Here is a 24090-nt window from a genome sequence, read left to right as displayed (position 1 = left end):
GTGGCCTTCGCATGAACTCTCAAGTTGCGGCAGACGTATGACTCGGCCCGTCTACCGCTCCTTCTCCCGGTCCAGGCGAGAAGCCTTGTCTTACTCGGATTTCAGGCCGTCAGCGGACACCGCTTTGACGCCTTTGATTTTCTTGGCGATAGCCACGGCGGTGGTTTTCTGAGCGTCTGTCAGAACGGTCATCGAAGACAGGGAAACAACGCCTTTGTTGGTTTCGACTTTGATGTCGGTGCCTGGGATGCCTTTTTCGGTGACCAGGTCTGCTTTGACTTTGGTTGTGATCCAGGTATCGGAAACATCCTCTTTCGCTTCAGTGACTTCACCGGCGGCCAGCATCATGGGTGCCTGAGTCGCTTGGGTGGTCTGTGCAAATGCAGCGTTGGCCATGGTCAGGGTCAACGCGGTAGCAGTAGCGGCAGCGATAGCGAACTTCTTCATACGAGTAACTCCTGTATTTCTGGAAAGTCTGCTGCGTGTCTTGTCAGCAGGGTTACAGGAGATAGTGCGAACGCTGTGCCAACAGCGACACAAAAAATAAAACCTTTTAAATCAATAGGTTAACCATAATGGCAATTTCCGGAATCATGCAAATTGCATGACTGCGAAATTATCTACATGCAACTTGCGGGTTTTAACGCAGGCCTAAGGCCATGAATTGTCGGGGATTTTCTTGATTATTGAATTGGCCCACAAATGACGAGCAAAAAAAATGCCCCGCGTCGTGAAACGCGGGGCATTGGCAGGATGACAATGGATCAGCCAGCAGCGGCAGCACCGGTGCAGCCTTTAGGCGCATATTCCTGTTCAGCTGTGGTGGCGCATGTCCAGCCACCGGTAAGGGTGCGTGTAAGCGTGATGGTTTTGCTGAGCACCGGCCCAGGAGCGTTGAGGATCGTGCAGCCGATAGTACCTGCGCCGTCAGCGGCGGTACCCGATGCTGTAATTGTGCAATTACCTGTGGTCGCCGTACCGCCGATCAGAGCGAGGGTCGGATTAGTACCTTGGTTGATAATGTCTTCGAAAGGCACCTTCAGTGCCGATATTTCTGCAAGAGCAGCAGTTACCTTCGCCCGCGCCTGGTACTTCGAATACTGCGGCAACGCAAACGTCGCCAGAATCCCGATGATCGCCACCACGATCAGCAGCTCGATCAGAGTAAAACCTTTTTGATTTTTCATAGACAGGCTCCATGCATGAGTCGAAATCTCATGATCTGAACAAGGCACAGCACAGGTCATGCCAAGTCGCGCGCGCCTCTGCCTGCTGGGCGCGAGATCGCGGCAAAGACCTTTCCTACTCCAAGGATCCGCACTATCTGACACTTTTTGTCACCTCACCCCGGCTGGTTTGGTTCCACTGCTTGACTAGGCTATAAGTCATTCACTGTCTGCGTCCGGTATTCCAATGAATGACATCGCCCTTAGCGGTCTGGCCAAGCAATTGGTACTGGCCGAGCTGATCACTGACCAAAGTGCGCAACAGGCGTATCAACAAGCCCAACGCAATCGAATTTCGCTGGTCAGCTATCTGGTGCAAAACAAACTGCTGAAAAGCTGGCAGGTCGCCGAGGTCGCTTCGGAGCATTTCGGCATGGCCCTGCTGGACCTCAACTGCCTGGACAAGGACACCCAACCCCGAGGGCTGGTCAGTGAGAAGCTGATCCGCCAGCACCACGCCCTGCCCCTCTGGCGGCGTGGTAACAAGCTGTTCGTGGGGATTTCCGACCCGACCAATCATCAAGCCATCAACGACATCCAGTTCAGCACCGGGCTGAGCACCGAAGCCATTCTGGTGGAGGAAGACAAGCTCAGCGACGCTATCGAAAAATTCTTCGACAACCACTCCACCGGCCTGGAAGACATGGCCGATGTCGACCTCGACGGGCTGGACATCGAGTCGGTCGATGACCAGAAACAGGACTCTATCGTAGGGCAAGATGCCGATGATGCGCCGGTGGTGCGCTTCGTCCACAAGATGTTGCTCGACGCGATCAAGAGCGGTTCTTCCGACCTGCATTTCGAGCCCTATGAAAAAATCTACCGCGTACGCATGCGCACCGATGGCATGCTGCGGGAGGTCGCCAGGCCGCCGACACAACTGGCCAACCGCATTGCCTCGCGGCTGAAGGTCATGGCCAGTCTCGATATCTCCGAGCGGCGCAAACCCCAGGACGGGCGAATCAAGATGCGCCTGTCCAAAAGCAAGTCCATCGATTTCCGGGTCAACACTCTGCCGACCTTGTGGGGCGAGAAAGTGGTAATCCGGATCCTCGACCCGTCCAGTGCCCAAATGGGCATCGATGCCCTCGGCTACGAGCCCGACCAGAAAGACCTGTACATGGCCGCGCTCAAACAGCCACAGGGAATGATCCTGGTGACCGGCCCCACCGGTTCGGGCAAGACCGTGTCGCTCTATACCGGGCTGAACATCCTCAACACCGTCGACATCAATATTTCCACTGCCGAAGACCCGGTAGAAATCAACATCGAAGGCATCAACCAGGTCAACGTCAATCCCAGGCAGGGACTGGATTTCGCCCAAGCGCTGCGCTCGTTTCTGCGTCAGGACCCGGACGTGATCATGGTCGGTGAAATCCGCGACCTCGAAACCGCCGAAATCGCCATCAAGGCCGCCCAGACCGGGCACATGGTGCTTTCCACCCTGCACACCAACAGCGCCGCGCAAACCCTGACCCGCTTGCACAACATGGGGATTCAGGGGTTCAACATCGCGACCTCGGTCAGCCTGATCATCGCCCAGCGCCTGGCGCGCAAATTGTGCAGTCATTGCAAAAAACCCATCGAGATTCCCCGCGAGGCGTTGCTCAAGGAAGGCTTTCCCGAGGAACGCATCGGCTCGTTCACGATCTATGAACCGGTTGGTTGCGATCAGTGCAACAACGGTTACAAAGGGCGAGTAGGGATTTATGAAGTGGTAAAGAACACCCCAGACCTGCAACGGCTGATCATGGCCGAAGGCAATTCACTGGAAATCGACATCCAGATGCGTAAGGACGGCTTCAACGACCTGCGTACTTCGGGCCTGCTCAAGGCCATGCAAGGCATCACCAGCCTTGAAGAAATCAATCGGGTCACCAAGGACTGAACATGGCGGTCAAAGCAGCGAAAATCAGCGTATATGCCTGGGAAGGCACAGACAAAAAAGGCACAAAAATGACCGGCGAATTGACCGGCCAGAATCCCGCGCTGATCAAGGCCCAGTTACGCAAGCAAGGCATCAACCCGGGCAAGGTGCGGAAAAAAACCGCGTCCATTTTCAGTGCCGGCAAACGCATCAAGGCCCTGGACATTGCCCTGTTTACCCGGCAGATGGCGACCATGATGAAAGCCGGCGTACCGTTGCTGCAATCGTTCGACATTATCGGCGAGGGCTTCGATAACCCGAACATGCGCAAACTGGTGGACGAGGTAAAACAGGAAGTCGCGGCCGGTAACAGCTTCGCCGCGGCCTTGCGCAAAAAGCCCCAGTATTTCGATGAGCTGTACTGCAATCTGGTGGATGCCGGCGAGCAGGCCGGTGCTCTGGATACCCTGCTGGAACGGGTGGCGACCTACAAGGAAAAGAGTGAAAGCCTCAAGGCCAAGATCAAGAAAGCCATGACCTACCCGCTGGCGGTGGTGTTCGTCGCGATCATTGTGACCGGGATTCTGCTGGTCAAGGTTGTGCCGCAGTTCGAGTCAGTGTTCTCGGGGTTCGGCGCCGAACTGCCAGCGTTCACCGTGATGGTCATCGGCTTGTCGGAGTTCCTGCAGGCCTGGTGGTGGATGGTGCTCGGCCTGTTGGGTGCGCTGGTTTTCGGCGTCCGCCATGCCTTTAAAAAGTCCCCGGGCTTTCGGGACCGGATGGACACCTGGCTGCTGAAACTGCCGTTGGTTGGCGCGCTCATGTACAAGTCCGCCGTGGCCCGTTACGCCCGTACCTTGTCGACGACGTTCGCCGCCGGCGTGCCACTGGTCGAAGCTCTGGATTCAGTGGCAGGCGCAACCGGCAACATCGTGTTCAAGCGAGCGGTATTACGCATCAGGCAGGATGTTTCCACCGGCATGCAGCTGAATTTTGCGATGCGCACCTCCGGTATATTTCCGAACATGGCGATCCAGATGACGGCCATTGGCGAAGAGTCTGGCGCACTGGATGACATGCTCGACAAGGTCGCGAGCTTCTATGAGGACGAGGTGGATAACATGGTCGATAACCTGACCAGTCTGATGGAGCCTTTCATCATGGTGGTGCTGGGGGTTATCGTCGGCGGACTGGTGGTTGCAATGTACCTGCCCATCTTCCAACTTGGCTCAGCGATCTGATATGTCCTTGAACGAATTTCTGAGTCACAACTCGCTGGCCTTCGTGATCACCGCATGGGTGATCGGTTTGCTGATCGGCAGTTTTCTCAACGTGGTGGTCTGGCGCCTGCCGAAAATGCTTGAGCGTGAATGGCGCTTGCAAGCCCATGACGTCCTGGATTTGCCACCCGAAGCCCCCGGCCCGGCTTACAACCTGATACTGCCTCACTCCGAGTGCCCCGACTGTGGCCATCGGATTCGAGCGTGGGAAAACATTCCCCTGCTCAGTTATCTGTTTTTACGCGGGCGATGCTCGAACTGCGCGACGCCGATCAGCAAACGTTACCCGCTGACCGAACTGGCTTGCGGCGTGCTGTCGGCGTTCGTCGCCTGGCACTTCGGCTTCGGTTGGCAGGCCTGCATGGTGCTGGTCCTAAGCTGGGGCCTGTTGGCAATGAGCCTGATCGACGCCGAACACCAGCTGTTGCCGGACGTGCTGGTGCTGCCGTTGATATGGCTGGGGTTGATCGTCAACAGTTTCGGGCTCTTCGTCTCACTGCATGACGCGCTCTGGGGCGCGGTGGCCGGCTATATGGCGCTTTGGACGGTGTTCTGGCTGTTCAAGCTGATCACCGGCAAGGACGGCATCGGCTACGGCGACTTCAAGCTCTTGGCGATGCTCGGCGCCTGGGGCGGCTGGCAGATCCTGCCGCTGACCATCCTGCTGTCATCGCTGCTGGGCGCCGTCATCGGGGTGATTTTGCTGCGCCTGCGGGATGCGAAAACCTCGACTCCGCTGCCCTTTGGCCCCTATCTGGCGATTGCCGGCTGGATTGCCTTGCTCTGGGGTGGTCAAATAACCGGCTTCTATTGGCAGTTTGTCGGTTTGAAATGAATACCCCTGTGGAAAAACCCTGGATTCTCGGTCTGACCGGCGGCATCGGCAGCGGCAAAAGCGCGGCCGCCCAGCACTTCATCGATCTGGGCGTGCACGTGGTGGACGCCGATCATGCGGCTCGCTGGGTGGTAGAACCCGGTCGCCCGGCACTGGCGAAGATCGCCGAGCACTTTGGCCCCGGCGTGCTGCAAGCCGACGGCCAACTGGATCGTGCGGCGCTGCGCAAGCTGATCTTCGAAGTGCCGGATGAACGCCGCTGGCTCGAAGCGCTGTTGCATCCGCTGATCGCCGAAGAAATCACTCACCATCTGGCCAAGGCACAATCGCCTTATGCGATTCTGGTTTCGCCGCTGCTGATCGAGTCCGGGCAGTACGCCATGACCCAACGGGTTTTGGTGATCGATGCCCCGGAACAGTTACAGATCGAACGCACCCTGCAGCGTGACCAGACCAGCGAACAGCAGGTCCAGGCGATCCTCAAGGCCCAGTCCAGCCGACAGGACCGCGTGAGCCATGCCGACGATGTGGTGGTCAACGACCGCGACCTCGCCTGGCTGCACAGCGAGGTCGAACGCCTGCATCATTTTTACCTTACTTTGCGTGGAGGCCAGTCATGAGCCAAACCCCTACCGTCGATTGCCCAACCTGTGGCGCCCCTGTCGAATGGAGCCCGGAGAACAAGTTCCGGCCATTCTGTTCAGACCGTTGCAAACTGATCGACCTGGGCGCCTGGGCGTCGGAAGAACACAAGATCCCGGTGAGCCCGGATGCCGAAGACGAAATGTTCAGCGAAGACTTCGACCCGCGCCACTGATCCCGCCCCTCAGGGCCGCATAAAGCCATAGTCCTGGCCCTCGTCGAGGTTCTCGGCGAGAAACCGCAACTCATCGGCCAGGTCTTCTATATTGCGTACCGCCTTGCTCTGCTGCACTACCGCACTGAGCAAGGCGCGCAGGCTCAATCCCGGATCGAAGCCCACCTCTTGCGCCACATCCAGACTCTGACGCAACTCCTGCCGGGCCCACTCATACACACTCATGCCATTGCTCCTGAAGGTTTTCCAGAGCATGGATTCGGCAACGTTTTTTGGATTTGATGTGGATCAAGATTTGGGATCGTCGTCTTTCCAGGGCGCCGAAAGGTAGCGGGTGCGATTGAACGTCTCCAGCCATTCGGGACAGAACACCACCAATGCGCTGACCACCATGCCGTTGATAAAGGCTTCCGGGAAAATCAGTAGCCACAGGTAGCCGACAAAATCTGTCAGCCAGTACGGCATGGCGAAACGTTCGTCGTACCACAGCAGCGTGAGCGCCAGAATCAGGCACAACAGGGCCGACAACGCAGCGGCAAAAAAACCCGAACAAAAAATGTACACAAAGGGATTACGCGGCTGCGCGCGCTCCACCAGGATGGCGCAGCACTCGGTGACCAGCACCGGCAGCAGAATCAGCAGCGCGCCGTTGACCCCCATCGCCGCCATGTCCTGCCGCCCCAGCAGGACCAATCCCGTTTGCGCGACCAATCCGCCGACAATCGCCAACGGCCAATCCAGCAGTAACGTCACCGCCGTCATGCCGATGAAGTGATAGGACACGCCGGTGTCGAAGTCCCGTCGCACCAGCCAGAGCATGAACAGCGCGAACACCGTGCCGAACAATAGATGCTGGCGGCGGCTGTCGCTGAACAGTTCGACCCAGGGTGCTCGACAGACAGCCCAGATCACTGCCGGCACGTAAATAAGCCAGCCAACTGTAAGGCTTTGTGGTGATAGCAGTTCGGCGCCGATCATGGGCGTGCCTTCTTCGGCGCCTGGGCCCATAAAAGCAAAAGACTGAGCAGCAACACTGTTCTATATTTCACGCGTCTCTCCCGTCGTGATAGCTCTCAGTCTATACCGGCGATTCTGAATGGCCGTATCGCGCGTCCACCCCGACGAATAGAAAATCCGAGGGAGCGAAAAAAAAGTTACGCAAACTTTACGAGACAAAACGACAAGCCGATCGATACTGCGCGGCGCTAATAAGACAGGCATTATTTATGTCCATTGCGGTATTGCGGTTTATCGGTTTCATCCTGGGTATTTTTTTGATCACACTGGCAGTGAGCATGGCGATACCGCTGCTCACGCTGGTGATCTATGAACGCAACGATGAGATGTCAGCCTTTCTGTGGTCAATCCTGATCACCGTGGTCTCCGGGCTGCTGCTGATCAACAAGGGACGTCCTGAAAACGCTCAGTTGCGTCCCCGCGATATGTACATGCTGACGACCGCCAGCTGGGTGGTCGTCTGCATGTTTGCCGCATTGCCCATGGTCTTTATCCAGAACATCAGCTACACCGACGCTTTTTTTGAAACGATGTCCGGCATCACCACCACCGGATCGACCATTCTGACCGGTCTGGACACCGCCTCCCCCGGATTGCTGATCTGGCGTTCAATGCTGCATTGGCTGGGCGGGATCGGCTTCATCGGCATGGCCGTGGCCATCCTGCCACTATTGCGGGTTGGGGGGATGCGGCTGTTCCAGACCGAATCATCCGACTGGTCAGAGAAGGTCACACCACGCTCCCATGTCGCCGCCAAATATATTCTGGGGCTGTATGTCGGGCTTACCGCTGTTTCCACGCTGGCCCTGTGGATAGCCGGAATGACGCCGTTCGAAGCCATCAACCATGCAATGGCGCTGATTTCTACAGGAGGATTTTCCACCTCCGATTCTTCTCTGGCGCACTGGACGCAACCGGCCATTCATTGGGTGTCGGTGGTTGTCATGATTTTGGGCAGCCTGCCTTTTACGCTGTACGTGAGCATGGTGCGCGGGAATAAACAGGCCTTGTTCAACGATCATCAGGTACGCGGCTTCATTGGTTTTTTGCTCATCACCTGGCTGCTGTTCGGCACCTGGCTGTGCTTGAACAGCGAGTACGGCTGGTGGGACGCGTTCCGGATCGTGGCGGTCAACGTGACGTCGGTGGTCACGACGACCGGGGTGGCGCTAGGGGATTACACGTTATGGGGCAGCTTCTCCGTGTTGCTGTTTTTTTATCTGACCTTTGTCGGCGGCTGCTCCGGCTCCACTGCCGGCGGTCTTAAAATCTTCCGTTTTCAAGTGGCTGGCGCCCTGCTCATGGGCAGCCTGAAACAATTGATTCATCCTCGCGCCGTCATCCAGAAGAAATACAACAATCGCCCCATCGATGAAGATATCGCCCGCTCACTCCTGACGTTTTCATTCTTTTTCACCATCACCATCGGGGCGATCGCCATGGGGTTGGCGCTCATCGGCCTGGACTGGACCACGGCATTGAGTGGCGCGGCCACCGCCGTCTGTAACGTGGGGCCTGGCCTTGGTTCGATCATTGGCCCGGCAGGTAACTTCTCGACACTGCCCGATTCGGCCAAATGGCTGCTGACCATTGGCATGCTGCTGGGAAGACTGGAGATCCTCACTGTTCTGGTGTTGTTTATCCCGGTTTTCTGGAAGTACTAGGGGCGTTCTCAATGAGTTTCCCCGCCGCGCCGGGAATCAATTGAGAACGCCCCCTACCCTGACGACCAATGGTGATTTATTGCCTAGACTCCTCTTGTCCACCGTGCAAACGCGTTTCAGACATGAACGGCACGAGAACTAAAACAAGAGGAACGTCCAAATGCTCAAATCATTGTGGAGCGCGCTCGCCTGCACACTCGCGCTGGGCTCGTCGAGCCTGGCGCTGGCGGCTGATCCAGTCGTTATCAAGTTTTCTCACGTGGTTGCCGAACAAACGCCTAAAGGCCAAGGCGCCCTGCTGTTCAAGAAACTCGTCGAAGAACGCCTGTCCGGCAAGGTCAAGGTAGAGGTTTATCCAAACTCTTCGCTGTTTGGTGATGGCAAGGAAATGGAGGCGCTGCTGTCGGGCGATGTGCAGATGATTGCGCCGTCGCTGGCCAAATTCGAGCAATACACACCCAAGCTGCAATTGTTCGATCTGCCCTTCCTGTTCAACGACATCTCGGCAGTCGACCGCTTCCAGCGAAGCCCTGAAGGCCAGGGGCTTCTCAAGTCCATGGAAAGCAAAAACATCACCGGTCTGGCCTATTGGCACAACGGCATGAAGCAGTTGTCCGCCAATAAGGCGCTGCGTAAACCGGGCGATGCCCGTGGTTTGAAATTCCGCGTGCAGGCTTCGGCCGTGCTTGAAGAGCAATTCAAGGCGGTGCGCGCCAACCCTCGCAAAATGAGCTTCGCCGAGGTCTATCAGGGCTTGCAGACCGGTGTCGTCAATGGCGCGGAAAACCCTTACTCGAATATCTACAGCCAGAAAATGCACGAAGTGCAAAAGTTCATCACTGAATCCGACCATGGCTTGCTCGATTACATGTTGATCACCAACACCAAGTTCTGGAGTGGCCTGCCGCCGGATACAAAAAACGAACTGGACAAGATCATCGTCGAGGTCACCACTCAGGTGAACAAAGACGCAGAGAAACTGAACCAGGATGCCAAACAGAACATCATCAACGCCAAAACCACTGAAATCATCACCCTGACCCCAGAGCAACGTGGCGAGTGGCGCGAAGCAATGAAACCGGTCTGGAAGAAGTTTGAAGGTGATATCGGTGCCGACCTGATCAAGGCCGCCGAAGCCGCCAACCAGGCTCAGTAATCTGCCGGCGGGCGCCGCCTGAAAGGGCGGCCCCTGTTTCATCGTCGTCACTCGATCGGGAGATGCCACTCATGAATGCCTTACGGCGAATCTGGGATCACTTCGAAGAAGGTTTTATCGTCTTCCTGCTGGCGGCAATGACGCTGGTAACGTTCGTCTACGTCATCCTTAACAATCTCTATAGCGTTTTCTACAGCCTCGCCGAGCAGTGGCAGAGCGCCAGTGAACCCTTGTTCGCGATTGGCGACAGTATCATGGGGATGGCCCAAGCCATGACGTGGAGCATATCGCTGACCAAGGCCTTGTTCGCCTGGTTGATCTTTTTTGGCCTGTCCTATGGCGTGCGCACGGCCGGGCACATTGGTGTCGATGCCTTGGTGAAACTGGCCAGCAAACCGGTTCAGCGAATCATTGGCATCATTGCCTGCCTCTGCAGTCTGGTTTATGCGGGCCTGCTCAGCGTCGCCAGTTTCGAATGGATTCAAACCTTGTTCATCGCCGGCATCGGTGCCGAGGACCTCGGTCATTACGGCATCATGCAATGGCACATCGGGCTGATTGTGCCGGTGGGTTTTGCCTTGGTGTTCATCCGCTTTGCCGAAATCCTGGTGCGCATCGTGCAAAACCGTCAAACGGGCCTGGGCCTGGCCGACGAGGCCGCGGAGGTGATGAAACTGACCGAGCATGAGGATGACAAAAAATGACTATTCTCTTCCTCTTTGCTGCCCTGTTCGCGCTGATGTTTATCGGCGTGCCGATCGCCATTTCCCTTGGCCTGGCCGGTTCGCTGACGATCATCTTTTTCAGCCCTGACTCCGTGCGCTCACTGGCCATCAAGCTGTTCGAGACCTCCGAACATTACACGTTGCTGGCCATCCCGTTCTTTTTGCTGGCCGGTGCCTTCATGACCACGGGAGGGGTGGCGCGGCGCTTGATCGACTTTGCCAACGCGTGCGTTGGGCATATTCGCGGCGGCCTGGCCATCGCGGCGGTGCTGGCGTGCATGCTGTTCGCCGCGTTGTCTGGCTCAAGCCCCGCAACGGTAGCTGCCGTGGGCTCCATCGCCATTGCCGGGATGGTCCGCTCCGGTTATCCACAGGCGTTCGGTGCCGGTATTGTGTGCAACGCCGGCACCCTGGGGATTCTTATTCCTCCTTCTATTGTGATGGTGGTGTATGCCGCAGCGACGGAAACCTCGGTCGGCAAGCTGTTCATGGCCGGCGTGGTGCCAGGCCTGCTGCTGGGTACAGCGCTGATGGTGGCCATCTACGTCGTCGCCGTGAGGAAAAACTTGCCTGCCATGCCACGGGCGACTGTTCGTGAATGGTTGAGTGCGGCACGCAAGGCCATTTGGGGCTTGCTGCTCATGTTCATCATCCTGGGCGGCATCTACTCCGGAATGTTCACCCCGACCGAGGCGGCGGCCGTGGCAGCGGTCTATGCGGCATTCATTGCGCTGTTCGTCTACAAGGACATGTCGTTTCGCGAGATACCGAAGGTACTGCTCGAATCTGCCAAGCTGAGCATCATGCTGATGTTCATCATCGCCAACGCCATGCTCTTCGCCCACGTACTGACCACCGAGCAATTACCTCAACAAATCACCGCCTGGGTCATCGGCGCGGGCCTGACACCGGTGACATTCCTGCTCGTGGTGAACATCGTGTTGTTGGTGGCTGGCGCCTTCATGGAGCCCTCGGCAATCATCCTGATCCTGGCGCCGATCATGTTCCCGATTGCCATGAAGTTGGGAATCGACCCGATTCATTTGGGAATCATTATGGTGGTGAACCTGGAGATCGGTCTGATTACGCCGCCCGTGGGCCTGAACCTGTTTGTCACATCGGCGGTGACCGGCATGTCACTGACCGCCACCATTCGTGCAGCAATGCCTTGGCTGATCATCCTGCTGCTGTTCCTGGTATTGATTACCTATGTCCCGTGGATTTCTCTGGTTCTGCCGAACTCGCTGGGGATGACGTAAACGAGCAACCAGGCCCCAACATTGCGCTGGAAGGTCTTGGCCGGGTGGACGGCATGCGCCATGGAGCATGTCGACCATCAGGGCCAGACCCATCGCGTAACGTACGAAGCCATAGGTGACTGCACCCGGGCTCATAACAGCTTCCACGTGTAGCTGAGGATCAGGCGGTTTTCGTCGATATCGCTGCGGTAGTTGGAACGCGCCATCACATTGCGAACACGGATGCCGAGGCCTTTGAGGCTGCCACTCTGCAGCACATAGCCGATATCCAGATCGCGCTCGCGGTCCTTGCCTTCAAAGCCCTTGCCGGTGTCGACGTTATAGCCGGTGATGTAACGCACGGTGCTGGTCAGGCCGGGCATGCCGAGGGCCGCGAAGTCGTAGTCGTAACGCGCTTGCCAGGAGCGTTCATCGGTGTAGGCGAACTCGTAGGTCGGCACCTCGTTGCCCAGCGGTGAGATGTTGGCAAACACCCGCGGGAAGGCGCTGTCGCCGAACATGCCCTGATAGCCGACATAAAACGTGTGGCCGCCGCGCTTGGCCGACAGCAACGAGAAGAACGCCTGGTTGTCGATATTGCCCAGCAACTTTTTGCCGTCTTCGCGCGAATCGTAGTAGCCGAGGTTGGCACCCAGGGTCCAGTCGCCCATCGGCTGGCTGTGTTTGAGGCCGAGAAAGCGCTGGTTGTAGATATCTTCCAATTGCCCGAACCAGGCACTGACCGAACTGCGCTTGTCATTGAAGGCGTAGTCGGCGCCAGCAAAGTTGAAACCATCGCTGCTGACCTGACGCTGCGGTACATGACCGAGCATGGCTTGCATCTTTTCGTCGCCGGCTTCGTTGCGCAGGCTGGTCGAATTCAAGTGGCCGCCTTGCAAGGTCAGGCCATCGATTTCATTGGAGCTGATGCTTGCGCCCTGATAGCTGGGCGGCAGCAGCCGGATATCGCTGAAGGCCAGCACCGGCACGTTGGGTTGCAACTCCCCCACTTTCAGCTCGGTCCTGGAGTAACGCATCTTCAGCGCACCTTCCAGACGGCTGTAATCATCTGCCGCGCGACCATCATCGTGCACCGGCAGCAAACCGGTATTGACCCGGTCCGGGCTGCTGTCGAGTTTGAGGCCGAGCAGGCCGATGACATCCACACCAAAACCGACCGGGCCCTGGGTATAACCGGATTTGACGTTGAGGATGAAGCCTTGCGCCCACTCTTCGGCCTTCGACTGTTGATTGGCCCCGACGATGTCGGAAAAGTCCCGACTGAAGTAGTAGTTACGCGCCTGCAAGGTGGCCGTGGTGTCTTCGATGAAGCCGCCCTCGGCGGCCATCACGCCACCGGAAAAACCCGAGACGACCGCCAGGGACAACACTGAACCGGTTGCTGGAAAAATCTGTTTCATCGCTGTTCTCTTATTGTTATTGATCGACAGGTTGAAGTGCTCCACCCGTGGCGGATTCGCCACGGGGGATGGTTAAAAACGGATAAGGATCGGGGTTGCGATTACTTACTCGGTCAGCGCGCCACCTCCTGCGCAGGGGCCGCTTGAGTCGCCGGTGCGGGACGCCGGGCACTCAACAGCACGTGCGTGACCATGCCGAAAATCAGCCCCCAAAAAGCGGCGGACAAACCAAACAGCGACATGCCCGAGGCGGTGGTGAGAAAGGTCACCAGCGCGGCTTCGCGATCACTCGGCACGGCCATTGCGCCGGCCAACGCCCCGGCTATCGCGGCGAACAGCGCCAGCCCGGCCAGGGCTGCGATCAGTTCCTTGGGGAACGCCGAAAACAACGAAACCAGCGTGGCACCGAAGATCCCCAGCACCAGGTAACACAGCCCGCCCACGACCCCGGCCACATAGCGTTTGCGCGGATCTTCATGGGCCTCGCGACCGGTACAAATGGCGGCGGTAATCGCCGCCAGATTCAACCCGTGACAACCGAACGGTGCCAACAGCGCAGAGCCCAACGCGCTGCTGGCGATGATCGGGCCGGCCGGCGTTGTGTAACCGCTGGCACGCAGCACCGCCATGCCGGGAACAAACTGGCCGGTCAGCGCCACCATCACCAGCGGCAAGGCGACATTCAGCGTTGCACTCAAGCTGAACGCGGGGGTGATCCACACCGGCGTGGCCAAACCGATCACCAGCGCTTCGCGGTGCAAATCACCGGAAAGAAACGCCATCGAACAGCCCACCAGCAGCACCATCAACACCGCATAGCGCGGCATCACCCGCTTGCAGATCAGGTACGTGGCAAACATCGCCAGCACCAGCAATGGCTTGCCTTGCAACGAGACGAACAACCCCGTGCCGAAGCTGAACAGAATCCCCGCCAGCATCGCCGCCGCAATCGCCGCGGGCAGTTTGCCGATGATCCGGTCAAACGCCCCCGACACGCCGACCAGGAAAATGATCAGGCTGCTGACCAGGTAAGCGCCCACCGCCTCCGGCATGGAGATTCCCGGCAACAGTGCCACCAGCAACGCAGAGCCCGGTGCCGACCACGCGATGATCACCGGGACGCGGTAACGCAGGCTCAAACCGATACCGAGCACGGCGCTGCCGATGGAAATCGCCCAGACCCAGGACGACAACACTTCCCGCGAGAGGTGTGCGGTCTCGGCGGCCTGAAAGATGATCACCAAGGGGCCTGCGTAGGAAATCACCGTGGCGATAAATCCGGCGACGGCAGCAGACAGGGAAAAGTCCTGAATTAACGCTTTCATGAAACCTCGCCGCAAGACTCGTCAGGCGATCCGTGGCACAGGCCCGGCCGCTCTTGTTCGGAAAAAAGTGCGGGTGACCAGGCAGGCGACACGGCATGACGCCGTGCCGACCGCTGCCTGGCTCAAGCGCTGGTCGGCGCCAGCGTCTGGGTGGCACCTTTGGCGCTGCGCTGACTGCTGATGGCGAACACGGTCATGGCGAGGGCGGCCACCGCACCCGGCAAGGCAAACGCCATGAAGTTCAGTTGCAGTGGCAGGCTGATCCCCAACAAGGCACCGCCCAGCAGTGGGCCGACGATGGCGCCGTTGCGGCCGATGCCCGACGCCCAGCCCAAACCGGTGGAGCGAATGGTCATTGAGTAGAACTGCGCGGCGCAGGCGTACAGCAGAATCTGCGAGCCGATGGTGGTGGCGCCGGCAAGGGCGATCAGCAGGTACAACACCGGCATCGGACTGTTGAAGCCCAGCAAGGTGATCGATACCGCAGCCACGACGAAGAACACCGCCAACACGCGCGGCAAGTTGAGCTTGTCGCCCAGCATTCCGCCGCCGACCGCGCCGAAAATGGCGCCGAAGTTGAGCACCAGCAGGAACGACAGACTCGAGCCCAGGCTGTAACCGGCGTTGGCCATCAGTTTCGGTAGCCAGGAACTCAAGGCGTAGACCATCAGCAAGCAGCAGAAAAATGCCAGCCACAGCATCAGCGTGCGCAACGCACGCCCCTCACGGAACAGCTGCAACACCGGGGTGCCAGTGCCCTTCACTTCGCTCATGTGCAACTGATCGCTGGCGAGTGCAACGTAAGCCGGGTCAACCCGCTCCAGAACGTTGCGCGCCTCTTGATTACGCCCCTGACGCAGCATGAAACCCACCGATTCAGGCAGGAAGTACATGATCAACGGCAACAACAGCAACGGCAGCACCGCCACGTAAAACACCGACTGCCAGCCGAAACTGGGGATCAGCACGATGCCGAGCCCCGCCGAGAGCATGCCGCCCACCGAGTAGCCGCTGAACATGATCGCCACCAGCGTGCTGCGGATTTTTTTCGGCGCGTACTCGTTCATCAGCGCCACGACATTGGGCATCACCCCGCCAATGCCCAACCCGGCAACGAACCGGCAGAGGCCAAACTCGGTGGGGTTACGGGCAAAACCATTGAGCACGGTAAAACCGCTGAAGAGCATCACGCACAGGGTGATGGCTTTCTTGCGGCCAATCTTGTCTGACAGCGGGCCGAAAAACAGCGCGCCGAACATCATCCCGAACAGTGCATAACTTCCCAGCGCGCCAGCTTGCAGGGGACTGAGCCCCCACTCTTTCATCAGCATCGGCAACACCACGCCGTAGATCACCAAATCGTATCCGTCGAAGATGATGATCAGGGCGCACCAGAACAGCACCATCCAGTGAAAGCGGTTGAATCGAGCGTTGTCGATCACCTCATGTACGTCGATCTTGCGCATGGCATCTATCTCTTGTTGTTGTTTTTTTAAGAGTCGGTAACGCGGCTAACGTCCGTACAGCCGAGGGTAGAGACGCCGGGCACGGGGCAATAGCCGCTTTGCGCAGATCGTTATCCGTTTTGTGCAAGGCCCTGTAGCAACCCTGTAGAGGGTTGATTCATGGACTAGACTCACGCGGTTAGTGATGAAGTTGAACGTCAAGAGCAGAGGGCCGTCCACGACTGACGCCAGGTTTGCTCGAAGCAATGCGCGATCTGCAAGCTGATAGCTGCACCTGCAGGGTCTATCTATCGGCAGTCAGCGACTGGCATAGGTGAGGCTTGGGTCATGGCAAAGGACAAGAAGAAAACCCCTGTTAAAAGCAACTCCGCTGAACCCTTGAAACTGAAGAACAAAGACTATCTTGAGCAGTTACGCCGACTGCATGTCGAAATGGTCAAGTTGCAGGAATGGGTGAAACAAAAGGGCATCAAGATTTGTATCGTCTTCGAGGGGCGCGATGGCGCCGGCAAGGGTGGGACGATCAAGGCGCTCACTGAGAGGGTGAGCCCGCGTGTCTTTCGGGTGGTGGCGCTACCGGCCCCGACCGATCGCGAGAAGAGCCAGATGTATATACAGCGCTACCTGGCGCACATGCCAGCGGCTGGCGAAGTGGTGATCTTCGATCGCAGTTGGTACAACCGCGCAGGGGTCGAGCGTGTGATGGGATTTTGTACCGATGAGCAGGTGACCCGTTTCCTGGCCCTGGCCCCCCTGATGGAACGCATGATGGTCGACTCGGGCGTCATGCTGTTCAAGTATTGGCTGGAGGTCAGCGAAGAGGAGCAGACCCGTCGGCTCGAGGCGCGGATCAAGGATGGCCGCAAAATCTGGAAACTGACGCCAATGGATCTCAAGTCATACAGCCGCTGGTACGACTACTCCCGCGCACGTGATGACATGTTCAAGGCGACCGACACCGATCATGCTCCGTGGCTTGTGGCCAACTCGAACGACAAGAAGCGGGCCCGCCTCAACATCATCTCTGATTTGCTCAGCCGTATTCCGTACAAGAATGTACCGCGCGAGAAGGTGATTTTGCCCAAGCGGCAGAAATCAGGCGGCTATCGTGAACCGGATTATCCGTTGCGGCGAATTCCGGAAAAGTTCTGACCGGCACGTTCAAGCGGATCTGCGCTGTACACCAAAGGGCCACAGTCCTATGAGCCATTCGGATGCTTCGCCTCCCGTCCCGGAACCGGGCCGCATTGCCCATCGCAACACCGGCGGCGACACCGGTTGGAGTCGCTGGCTTCCCGGACTACGCACGCTGCGCGGTTACAAAATAACCTGGTTGCGGCACGACCTCGTGGCCGGACTGGTGCTGACCACGATGTTGGTACCTGTCGGCATCGCCTACGCAGTGGCATCGGGCGTACCCGGCATCTATGGCCTTTACGCGACCATCGTCGGGCTACTCGCGTATGCGCTGTTCGGCCCCAGCCGAATTCTGGTGCTGGGGCCCGATTCCTCGCTGGCGGCCGTCATTCTCGCAGTCGTCCTGCCACTGTCCGGTGGCGACCCGCATCGTGCAATCGCCCTTGCGGGCATGATGGCGATCGTATCGGGGGCTGTGTGCATCCTGGCTGGCATCGCGCGCCTGGGCTTCGTCACGGAGCTTCTTTCCAAACCGATCCGCTACGGGTACATGAACGGGATCGCGCTGACGGTATTGATCAGCCAACTGCCCAAGCTTTTCGGTTTTTCGATTGAGTCCGATGGCCCGCTGAGAAACCTGTGGGCGATCGCTACGGCGGTAATGGAGGGGAAAACCAACTGGACCGCCTTCATGGTCGGCGCAGCCACCTTGGCCGTGATTCTTTTGCTCAAGGGCAACAAGCGCGTGCCGGGCATTTTGATCGCCGTGGTGGGAGCGACCGTCGTTGTGGGTGTGCTGGACCTTGCAGCGCGCGCGGGAGTGTCAGTCCTCGGCTCTCTTCCACAAGGCCTGCCTGCGTTCGCCATCCCCTGGATCACCAGGGACGACATCGTCCCCGTCCTGATCGGTGGTTGCGCCGTTGCCCTGGTTTCGTTCGCCGATACCAGCGTGCTCTCACGTGTCTATGCGGCACGAAGCCGTACCTATGTGGACCCGAACCAGGAAATGGTGGGGCTCGGTTTTACCAATCTCGCCGCCGGATTGTTTCAGGGTTTTCCGATTTGCAGCAGTTCGTCCCGTACGCCCGTGGCCGAAGCCGCAGGCGCCAAAACCCAGTTGACCGGAGTCGTCGGCGCGCTTGCGGTTGCCATGTTGCTAATGGTCGCGCCGGACCTGTTGAAGGACTTACCTACCAGCGCACTTGCTGCGGTGGTGATCGCCTCCGCCATCGGCCTGATTGAGGTCAGCGACCTGCGACGCATTTATCGAATCCAGCGTTGGGAGTTCTGGTTGTCAATCGTCTGCACCGTCGGCGTGGCCGTGCTGGGTGCGATCGAGGGGATCGGCCTGGCCATCGTGATCGCCGTCATCGAATTTCTGTGGGATGGCTGGCGTCCTTACTCTGCCGTCCTGGGACGCGCGGACGGCGTGAAGGGTTATCACGACATCAAGCGCTATCCCGACGCGCGCCTTGTACCCGGCCTGGTCCTGTTTCGCTGGGATGCGCCGTTGTTTTTCGCCAACGCCGAATTGTTCCATGACCGAGTGCTGGACGCCGTGGCCGCATCGCCTACGCCAGTGCGCTGGCTGGTTGTTGCGGCGGAACCCGTCACCAGCGTGGACGTGACCTCCGCCGACATGTTGGCGGAACTTGATGAAACGTTGCACGCGGCGGGTATCAAGTTGTGCGTGGCCGAGATGAAGGACCCGGTCAAGGACAAGCTGAAGCGATTCGGGCTTTTTGCGCGGCTTGGCGAAACAGCGTTCTTTCCAACAATAGGCTCTGCAGTCGACAGCTATCTCGCGATACATCCGGTGGATTGGATGGGTCGGGATGACAAGAGTCGCTGAGCGACATGTTCACCGGCTCACTTGCGACCAGGGCCGGACTTACCAAATGCAGGCCCTTGCCACTCTCTACAGGAGGTAATCCATGGTTCCCATACCCCTTCTCGAAAAGGTTTTTTCCCGAGACCTGCTCGATGTACTGATTCGTGCCGGAGTGATTGCCGTTCTGGTGATGTTCTGCTTTCAGATATTCAGCCCGTTCCTCGACCTGATGCTGTGGTCGGTGATCCTGGCAATCACCCTCTACCCCTTGCAGATCAGATTCAAAGGCAAGCTGGGAAACAAGGACGGGATCACCGCGACGCTGATCGTATTCATCGTCATCAGTATTCTTATGGTGCCTATTTATTTATTGGGAGCCTCACTTGCGGATTCGGTGGAAAGGGTCATGACCATGGTCAAAACCGACAGTTTCCATATTCCGCCACCCTCCGATGCGATAGCCAGCTGGCCACTGGTGGGCGAACCTCTTTATAACTTGTGGGCGCAAGCCACCACTGACCTGCCCGATCTGGCACACAAGTTCATGCCGCAGATCAAAGGTGTCAGCCTCTCCCTGCTGAGCAAGCTTGCGGGTGTCGGCATGGGGCTCCTTTTATTCATCGTCGCCCTGATTATTGCCGGTATTTTTTTAGCGTATGGCGAGAGCGGCCACCGCAGCGCGGTGCAAATCGTTTCGCGCTTCAGCGGTCCGATCAAGGGGCCGAAAATCGCCGATCTGTGCACCGCCACCATCCGGGCAGTGGCATTGGGGGTGGTCGGCATCGCGTTCATCCAGATGCTGTTGGTGGGCATCGGCTTTGTATTCATGGGCGTCCCCGGCGCCGGCCTTCTCGCCTTGGCGGTGCTGCTTCTTGGCATCATGCAATTACCGGCAACCCTGATTACCCTTCCGGTCATCGTCTTTGTTTTCATGAGCGAAGGTGCCAGTACGGCGACCATTGTGTTTGCCATTTATGTCTTCATCGCGGGATTGGTCGATAACGTCCTCAAACCGCTGCTGCTGGGTCGTGGTGTCGATGTGCCGATGCCCGTGGTGCTGATCGGCGCCTTGGGTGGCATGGTCACGGGCGGTATCCTCGGCCTGTTTATCGGCCCTGTGATACTCGCGGTCGGCTATCAGCTGTTCTGGGAATGGGTGGATCAAGCGCAAGAGCCCGGGCCAGATAATCAAGGACCTGATACGGCGGTAGAAGATATTCGCTGATAAACCCCCATAGGCATGCCAGAAAAAACGGCTGAAGAAATCCCGACAGACTTTTTTCTTTTGCGACAGACTTATTATTCAGATCACATTTGAACGCTAAGCTTGGGCCTATGGATGATTCAGATTATTTACGCCTGCTGACCATTGCGGCCGAGCAAGCCAACACGTTCCTCTCCAATGCCCGCAAATGGGAGCGTGAGCGTTGGGTTTGCCAGCGCCTGCTGCAAGGCCTGAACATTCCCTATCGCGCCGACGAATTTGCCCCCGCCGGGGAGCCACCGGACGTGTTGTTCCGCGACGCGAACTTCGAAGTGTTCTTCGTGCTCGACGAGGGTCGGCGCCTCAACGATGAATGGCGCGACGAGTTGCAACGTCGACGCAGCGCGTTTTCCCTGAGCCAGCTAGTGCGCCGCGAGGCTAAGCCCCGGCGCATCCCGGCCAATGAATTTCTGCTGAGACTGGCGCCGACCTTGCGCAAAAAAGCCCACAACTACAAAGAGCGCGGCATGGACCTGGGGGAGCTGGACATCATCGCCTTCGCCAGCCTCAAGCGCGAAGTGCTGGACCTCAACAGCCACTTTCCGCCGCCCACCGAATACCTGCGTCAGGGCTGGCGCTCGTTGTCGCTGGTCGGCCCGACCTTCGCCCGAGTGTTGTTCGCACACCCGGAAGCCCCGGATTTCCTGCGCAGCAACCTGGGGCGCAGCATCGTTTTCGACGTCGGGATCAGCCTGTGAGTCCGTTGCAGGCGTTGGTCGCCGAGTGTTACAAAGTGGAATCATTCGCCATTCCCGCCAGCAACTATGCTCCGTTCCACACCGGATAGGTCGCAACATCGCTGCGCGCTGTAGCGTCTACACATTCAGCAACGTCTACCTGACGAGGCCTTTATGACCAGCCGCCTGAACCCCGACGACCAGAAACATGTCGAAGAGTACCTGAACCTGTCCCAGCACCAAGTCGAGCGCCGGCCTTTCCGGCCGTGGATGCTCCTGGTGGTGGTGTTGGCAGTGACCATGGGTTTAGGCCTGTTGAGCCGACTTATCAGTTACCTGACGCTATGAGCTGCATCGCGCTCGCTCGGTTGACTGCACCGATTTCTTTTAGCCTTGCGAGATATCCCCATGACTCATCGTATTGTCATCGTTGGCGGCGGCGCCGGCGGTCTGGAGTTGGCTACCCGTCTGGGTAAGACTCTGGGCAAGCGCGGCACGGCCAGTGTGATGCTGGTCGACGCGAACCTGACCCACATCTGGAAACCGTTGTTGCACGAAGTGGCGGCAGGTTCCCTGAACTCTTCCGAAGACGAACTCAACTATGTTGCCCAGGCAAAATGGAACCACTTCGAGTTCCAGCTGGGGCGCATGAGCGGGCTCGACCGCGCACAGAAGAGAATCCAGCTGGCCGCCACTTATGACGAGGCAGGCCTGGAACTGGTGCCGGCGCGCGAAGTGCCTTACGACTCGCTGGTGATTGCCGTCGGCAGCACCACCAACGACTTCGGCACGCAGGGCGCGGCGCAGCACTGTCTGTTCCTCGACACCCGCAAACAGGCCGAGCGCTTCCATCAGCAATTGCTCAATCATTACCTGCGCGCCCACGCCGGGCAGACCGATAAGGTCGAGCAGATTAGCGTAGCGATCGTCGGCGCCGGTGCCACCGGGGTCGAATTGGCCGCGGAACTGCACAACGCCGCCCATGAACTCGCGGCCTACGGCCTGGACCGGATCAAACCGGAAAACATGCACATTACCCTGATCGAAGCCGGGCCACGGGTGCTCCCTGCGCTACCGGAACGGATCGGCGGCCCTGTGCATAAAACCCTGGAGAAACTCGGGGTCAACGTCATGACCAATGCGGCAGTCAGCGAAGTGACGGCAGACAGCCTGATTACCGCCGATGGCCAAGAGATCAACGCCAGCCTCAAAGTCTGGGCCGCCGGGATTCGTGCACCGGGCTTCCTCAAGGACATCGATGGCCTGGAAACCAACCGCATCAATCAGCTGCAAGTATTGCCGACCCTGCAAACCACTCGTGACGAGAACATCTTCGCCTTCGGTGACTGCGCGGCCTGCCCACAACCGGGCACCGACCGCAATGTGCCACCGCGTGCCCAGGCCGCGCACCAGCAAGCTTCGTTACTGGCCAAATCGCTGAAACTGCGGATCGAAGGCAAAGCCCTGCCGGAGTACAAGTACACCGACTATGGTTCGCTGATTTCGCTGTCGCGTTTTTCGGCTGTGGGTAACTTGATGGGCAACCTGACCGGCAGCGTCATGCTCGAGGGCTGGCTGGCGCGGATGTTTTACGTGTCGCTGTATCGCATGCACCAGATGGCGCTATATGGCGCGTTCCGCACGGCGATGTTGATGCTGGGAAGCAAAATTGGGCGCGGGACTGAGCCGCGGCTGAAGCTGCACTAAATACTCGGCGTCTGTCAGGGCCCCATCGCGGGCAAGCCACGCTCCCACAGGTTATGTGTTGGACCCAGATCCATGGTCGATACATAACCTGTGGGAGCGTGGCTTGCCCGCGATGCAGGCGCCTCGGTCCAACCTGCGGACACTTGTGTGTCTCACTGTATCTCCCCCGCTAATTCCATCCCTTCGCTTACAAAGCCCCCCCTTGTGCGACACAGTAGCGATACACCACGCCCGCTAAATGGCCACACCCGAGCAAGGCACTGCCTGCTTCGGTCATCGCCGCACTCACGTGGCGTCCTTTATCGAGCGGTTGTGTTGTGCAACCCAGGAGATTTGTAATGTCCCGTACCACTACTCTCAGCAAAAACACTGTTGGCCTGCTCGGCGCTGTCCTGGCCGGAGGCATGATGTTGTCCGGCTCCGTATTCGCTTCGCAGCCGCTGACTCAGGGCTACCTGCTGGCCTCGGCGGAACAGGTCGTGAAGACGCCGGAAGGCAAATGTGGCGAAGGCAAGTGCGGCGATGCTTCGATGGCCCGGACCGATACCGATGATGACGGCAAGGTATCCCGCGCGGAGTTTTTGAAAGTGGCGCCCAAGGCTGACTTCGACAAGATCGACACCAACCATGACGGCCAAATCTCGGAACAAGAGGCTTTTGATAACGTGAAAGCCAACTACGAAGCCAATGGTAAAAAGATGCCAAAGGGCTTGTTCGAGCACCTGAAAGACAATAGTTAAGCCTCTGAAGGCCCAAGCCCTGCCTCTTCGTCGAGAAGCAGGGCTTTTTTGCATTTACAGCAGGCAAAAAAAATCCCCGTATCTTTCGATACGAGGATTTTTAATATGGTCGGGGTAAGGGGATTCGAACTCCTGACATCCTGCTCCCAAAGCAGGCGCGCTACCGGACTGCGCTATACCCCGGTAAAAAAAGGCACCTTTGAAAGGCGCCTTCTGCGAACAGAGCTTTTGGCGTCTGATCTTAAGATTCGATTCCAGCGTTAACTGGTTTCAAAAATGGTGGGTCGTGTGGGATTCGAACCTACGACCAATTGGTTAAAAGCCAACTGCTCTACCAACTGAGCTAACGACCCAAAAATGGTCGGGGTAAGGGGATTCGAACTCCTGACATCCTGCTCCCAAAGCAGGCGCGCTACCGGACTGCGCTATACCCCGGTTTGAAATTGGCTCCGTGACCAGGACTCGAACCTGGGACCCAATGATTAACAGTCATTTGCTCTACCGACTGAGCTATCACGGAACTACATATTTCAATTACAACTGATATTTCAATTACAACTGATATTTCAATTTACAACTGTGAAGCTTGCTTCACCTCTTCGACCCGATCGCATCGCTGCGTTCGTGTGTCTGAGGCGCGCTATTCTACAATCTTAAGCACCTCTGTCAACCCCCTAAATTGCTTTCAAGTTAATGA

General features: G+C 58.0%; 23 protein-coding genes and 4 tRNA genes. 16 read left to right on the top strand and 11 right to left on the bottom strand.

What is annotated here, in order from left to right; genetic code table 11:
• Positions 1 to 90: 90 nt before the first annotated feature.
• On the bottom strand, positions 91 to 447 hold the full coding sequence (locus AB7M26_RS09895; RefSeq protein WP_007901973.1) for a BON domain-containing protein: 357 nt from the start codon (positions 445 to 447) through the stop codon (positions 91 to 93).
• Positions 448 to 764: 317 nt separating this feature from the next.
• Positions 765 to 1187: a pilin gene (locus tag AB7M26_RS09890; protein WP_123497172.1), complete on the bottom strand. Its 423-nt coding sequence runs from the start codon at positions 1185 to 1187 to the stop codon at positions 765 to 767.
• A 226-nt stretch (positions 1188 to 1413) separates the two neighbouring features.
• Here AB7M26_RS09890 and pilB point away from each other — a divergent pair, with 226 nt between their 5' ends.
• Genes pilB through yacG form a run of 5 tightly spaced genes read left to right on the top strand, consistent with a single transcriptional unit; the run spans position 1414 to position 6025 of the window.
• On the top strand, positions 1414 to 3114 hold the full coding sequence (pilB, locus tag AB7M26_RS09885) for a type IV-A pilus assembly ATPase PilB (protein ID WP_123497170.1): 1701 nt from the start codon (positions 1414 to 1416) through the stop codon (positions 3112 to 3114).
• A 2-nt stretch (positions 3115 to 3116) separates the two neighbouring features.
• Positions 3117 to 4334: a type II secretion system F family protein gene (locus AB7M26_RS09880; protein ID WP_123497168.1), complete on the top strand. Its 1218-nt coding sequence runs from the start codon at positions 3117 to 3119 to the stop codon at positions 4332 to 4334.
• A gap of 1 nt (position 4335) precedes the next feature.
• Positions 4336 to 5208, top strand: a complete 873-nt coding sequence (locus tag AB7M26_RS09875; RefSeq protein ID WP_123497166.1) for a prepilin peptidase — start codon at positions 4336 to 4338, stop codon at positions 5206 to 5208.
• Positions 5205 to 5828, top strand: a complete 624-nt coding sequence (gene coaE / locus AB7M26_RS09870; protein WP_123497164.1) for a dephospho-CoA kinase — start codon at positions 5205 to 5207, stop codon at positions 5826 to 5828. The genes AB7M26_RS09875 and coaE overlap by 4 nt, the downstream gene beginning before the upstream one ends.
• Positions 5825 to 6025 carry a DNA gyrase inhibitor YacG gene (yacG, locus tag AB7M26_RS09865; protein WP_077750267.1) on the top strand — a complete coding sequence of 67 codons (201 nt, stop codon included), beginning with the start codon at positions 5825 to 5827 and terminating at the stop codon, positions 6023 to 6025. The genes coaE and yacG overlap by 4 nt, the downstream gene beginning before the upstream one ends.
• A gap of 9 nt (positions 6026 to 6034) precedes the next feature.
• On the opposite strand, the gene AB7M26_RS09860 is transcribed toward yacG, so the two are convergent.
• Both AB7M26_RS09860 and AB7M26_RS09855 read right to left on the bottom strand, forming a co-directional pair.
• Positions 6035 to 6250 (bottom strand): hypothetical protein, encoded by a 216-nt coding sequence (locus AB7M26_RS09860; RefSeq protein WP_007938959.1) that lies wholly within the window; start codon positions 6248 to 6250, stop codon positions 6035 to 6037.
• Positions 6251 to 6313: 63 nt separating this feature from the next.
• On the bottom strand, positions 6314 to 7003 hold the full coding sequence (locus AB7M26_RS09855; RefSeq protein ID WP_123497226.1) for an energy-coupling factor ABC transporter permease: 690 nt from the start codon (positions 7001 to 7003) through the stop codon (positions 6314 to 6316).
• A 248-nt stretch (positions 7004 to 7251) separates the two neighbouring features.
• Here AB7M26_RS09855 and AB7M26_RS09850 point away from each other — a divergent pair, with 248 nt between their 5' ends.
• The 4 genes from AB7M26_RS09850 to dctM all read left to right on the top strand — a co-directional run bounded on the left by AB7M26_RS09850 (position 7252) and on the right by dctM (position 11846).
• Entirely contained in the window at positions 7252 to 8706 is a 1455-nt protein-coding gene (locus tag AB7M26_RS09850; protein ID WP_123497162.1) for a TrkH family potassium uptake protein, read from the top strand.
• 160 nt (positions 8707 to 8866) lie between these two features.
• On the top strand, positions 8867 to 9862 hold the full coding sequence (locus AB7M26_RS09845; RefSeq protein ID WP_123497159.1) for a TRAP transporter substrate-binding protein: 996 nt from the start codon (positions 8867 to 8869) through the stop codon (positions 9860 to 9862).
• Between the two features lie 71 nt (positions 9863 to 9933).
• On the top strand, positions 9934 to 10566 hold the full coding sequence (locus AB7M26_RS09840; RefSeq protein WP_123497157.1) for a TRAP transporter small permease: 633 nt from the start codon (positions 9934 to 9936) through the stop codon (positions 10564 to 10566).
• The gene (gene dctM, locus AB7M26_RS09835) at positions 10563 to 11846 is read left to right on the top strand and encodes a C4-dicarboxylate TRAP transporter large permease protein DctM (protein WP_123497155.1); all 1284 of its coding nucleotides are present in this window, start codon (positions 10563 to 10565) and stop codon (positions 11844 to 11846) included. Before AB7M26_RS09840 ends, dctM begins: the two co-directional genes overlap by 4 nt.
• A 131-nt stretch (positions 11847 to 11977) precedes the next feature.
• Here dctM and AB7M26_RS09830 read toward each other — a convergent pair whose 3' ends face one another.
• The 3 genes from AB7M26_RS09830 to AB7M26_RS09820 all read right to left on the bottom strand — a co-directional run bounded on the left by AB7M26_RS09830 (position 11978) and on the right by AB7M26_RS09820 (position 16037).
• A complete protein-coding gene (locus tag AB7M26_RS09830) occupies positions 11978 to 13246 on the bottom strand; it encodes an OprD family porin (RefSeq protein WP_123497153.1) in 1269 nt (422 codons plus the stop codon).
• A gap of 113 nt (positions 13247 to 13359) precedes the next feature.
• Entirely contained in the window at positions 13360 to 14571 is a 1212-nt protein-coding gene (locus AB7M26_RS09825; protein ID WP_123497151.1) for a benzoate/H(+) symporter BenE family transporter, read from the bottom strand.
• Positions 14572 to 14693: 122 nt separating this feature from the next.
• The gene (locus AB7M26_RS09820) at positions 14694 to 16037 is read right to left on the bottom strand and encodes an MFS transporter (RefSeq protein WP_123497149.1); all 1344 of its coding nucleotides are present in this window, start codon (positions 16035 to 16037) and stop codon (positions 14694 to 14696) included.
• A 327-nt stretch (positions 16038 to 16364) separates the two neighbouring features.
• Between AB7M26_RS09820 and ppk2 the strand changes: the two genes are divergently transcribed.
• The 7 genes from ppk2 (at position 16365) to AB7M26_RS09785 (ending at position 23393) form a co-directional block, all read left to right on the top strand.
• Positions 16365 to 17189, top strand: a complete 825-nt coding sequence (ppk2, locus tag AB7M26_RS09815; protein WP_123497147.1) for a polyphosphate kinase 2 — start codon at positions 16365 to 16367, stop codon at positions 17187 to 17189.
• A gap of 49 nt (positions 17190 to 17238) precedes the next feature.
• The gene (locus AB7M26_RS09810) at positions 17239 to 19026 is read left to right on the top strand and encodes a SulP family inorganic anion transporter (protein ID WP_123497145.1); all 1788 of its coding nucleotides are present in this window, start codon (positions 17239 to 17241) and stop codon (positions 19024 to 19026) included.
• Between the two features lie 82 nt (positions 19027 to 19108).
• A complete protein-coding gene (locus AB7M26_RS09805) occupies positions 19109 to 20230 on the top strand; it encodes an AI-2E family transporter (protein ID WP_123497143.1) in 1122 nt (373 codons plus the stop codon).
• Between the two features lie 110 nt (positions 20231 to 20340).
• On the top strand, positions 20341 to 20967 hold the full coding sequence (locus tag AB7M26_RS09800) for a DUF1780 domain-containing protein (protein ID WP_008008717.1): 627 nt from the start codon (positions 20341 to 20343) through the stop codon (positions 20965 to 20967).
• 153 nt (positions 20968 to 21120) lie between these two features.
• Complete coding sequence (locus tag AB7M26_RS09795) at positions 21121 to 21294, top strand: DUF3094 domain-containing protein (protein WP_123497141.1); 174 nt, start codon at positions 21121 to 21123, stop codon at positions 21292 to 21294.
• A 60-nt stretch (positions 21295 to 21354) separates the two neighbouring features.
• Positions 21355 to 22653 (top strand): NAD(P)/FAD-dependent oxidoreductase, encoded by a 1299-nt coding sequence (locus AB7M26_RS09790; protein ID WP_123497139.1) that lies wholly within the window; start codon positions 21355 to 21357, stop codon positions 22651 to 22653.
• Positions 22654 to 22991: 338 nt separating this feature from the next.
• Positions 22992 to 23393 (top strand): HvfA family oxazolone/thioamide-modified RiPP metallophore, encoded by a 402-nt coding sequence (locus AB7M26_RS09785; RefSeq protein WP_123497137.1) that lies wholly within the window; start codon positions 22992 to 22994, stop codon positions 23391 to 23393.
• 106 nt (positions 23394 to 23499) lie between these two features.
• Here AB7M26_RS09785 and AB7M26_RS09780 read toward each other — a convergent pair.
• The 4 genes from AB7M26_RS09780 to AB7M26_RS09765 all read right to left on the bottom strand — a co-directional run bounded on the left by AB7M26_RS09780 (position 23500) and on the right by AB7M26_RS09765 (position 23913).
• Positions 23500 to 23576 (bottom strand) — tRNA-Pro (locus AB7M26_RS09780).
• A gap of 94 nt (positions 23577 to 23670) precedes the next feature.
• Positions 23671 to 23746 (bottom strand) — tRNA-Lys (locus AB7M26_RS09775).
• A gap of 5 nt (positions 23747 to 23751) precedes the next feature.
• A tRNA-Pro gene (locus tag AB7M26_RS09770) sits at positions 23752 to 23828 on the bottom strand.
• A gap of 9 nt (positions 23829 to 23837) precedes the next feature.
• Positions 23838 to 23913: transfer RNA gene (locus AB7M26_RS09765), tRNA-Asn, on the bottom strand.
• Positions 23914 to 24090: the final 177 nt, after the last annotated feature.

Source organism: Pseudomonas sp. F-14 TE3482, from assembly GCF_053629455.1.
The sequence above is the reverse complement of the archived record's forward strand: the minus strand, read 5'-3'. Positions and strand labels throughout refer to the sequence as shown.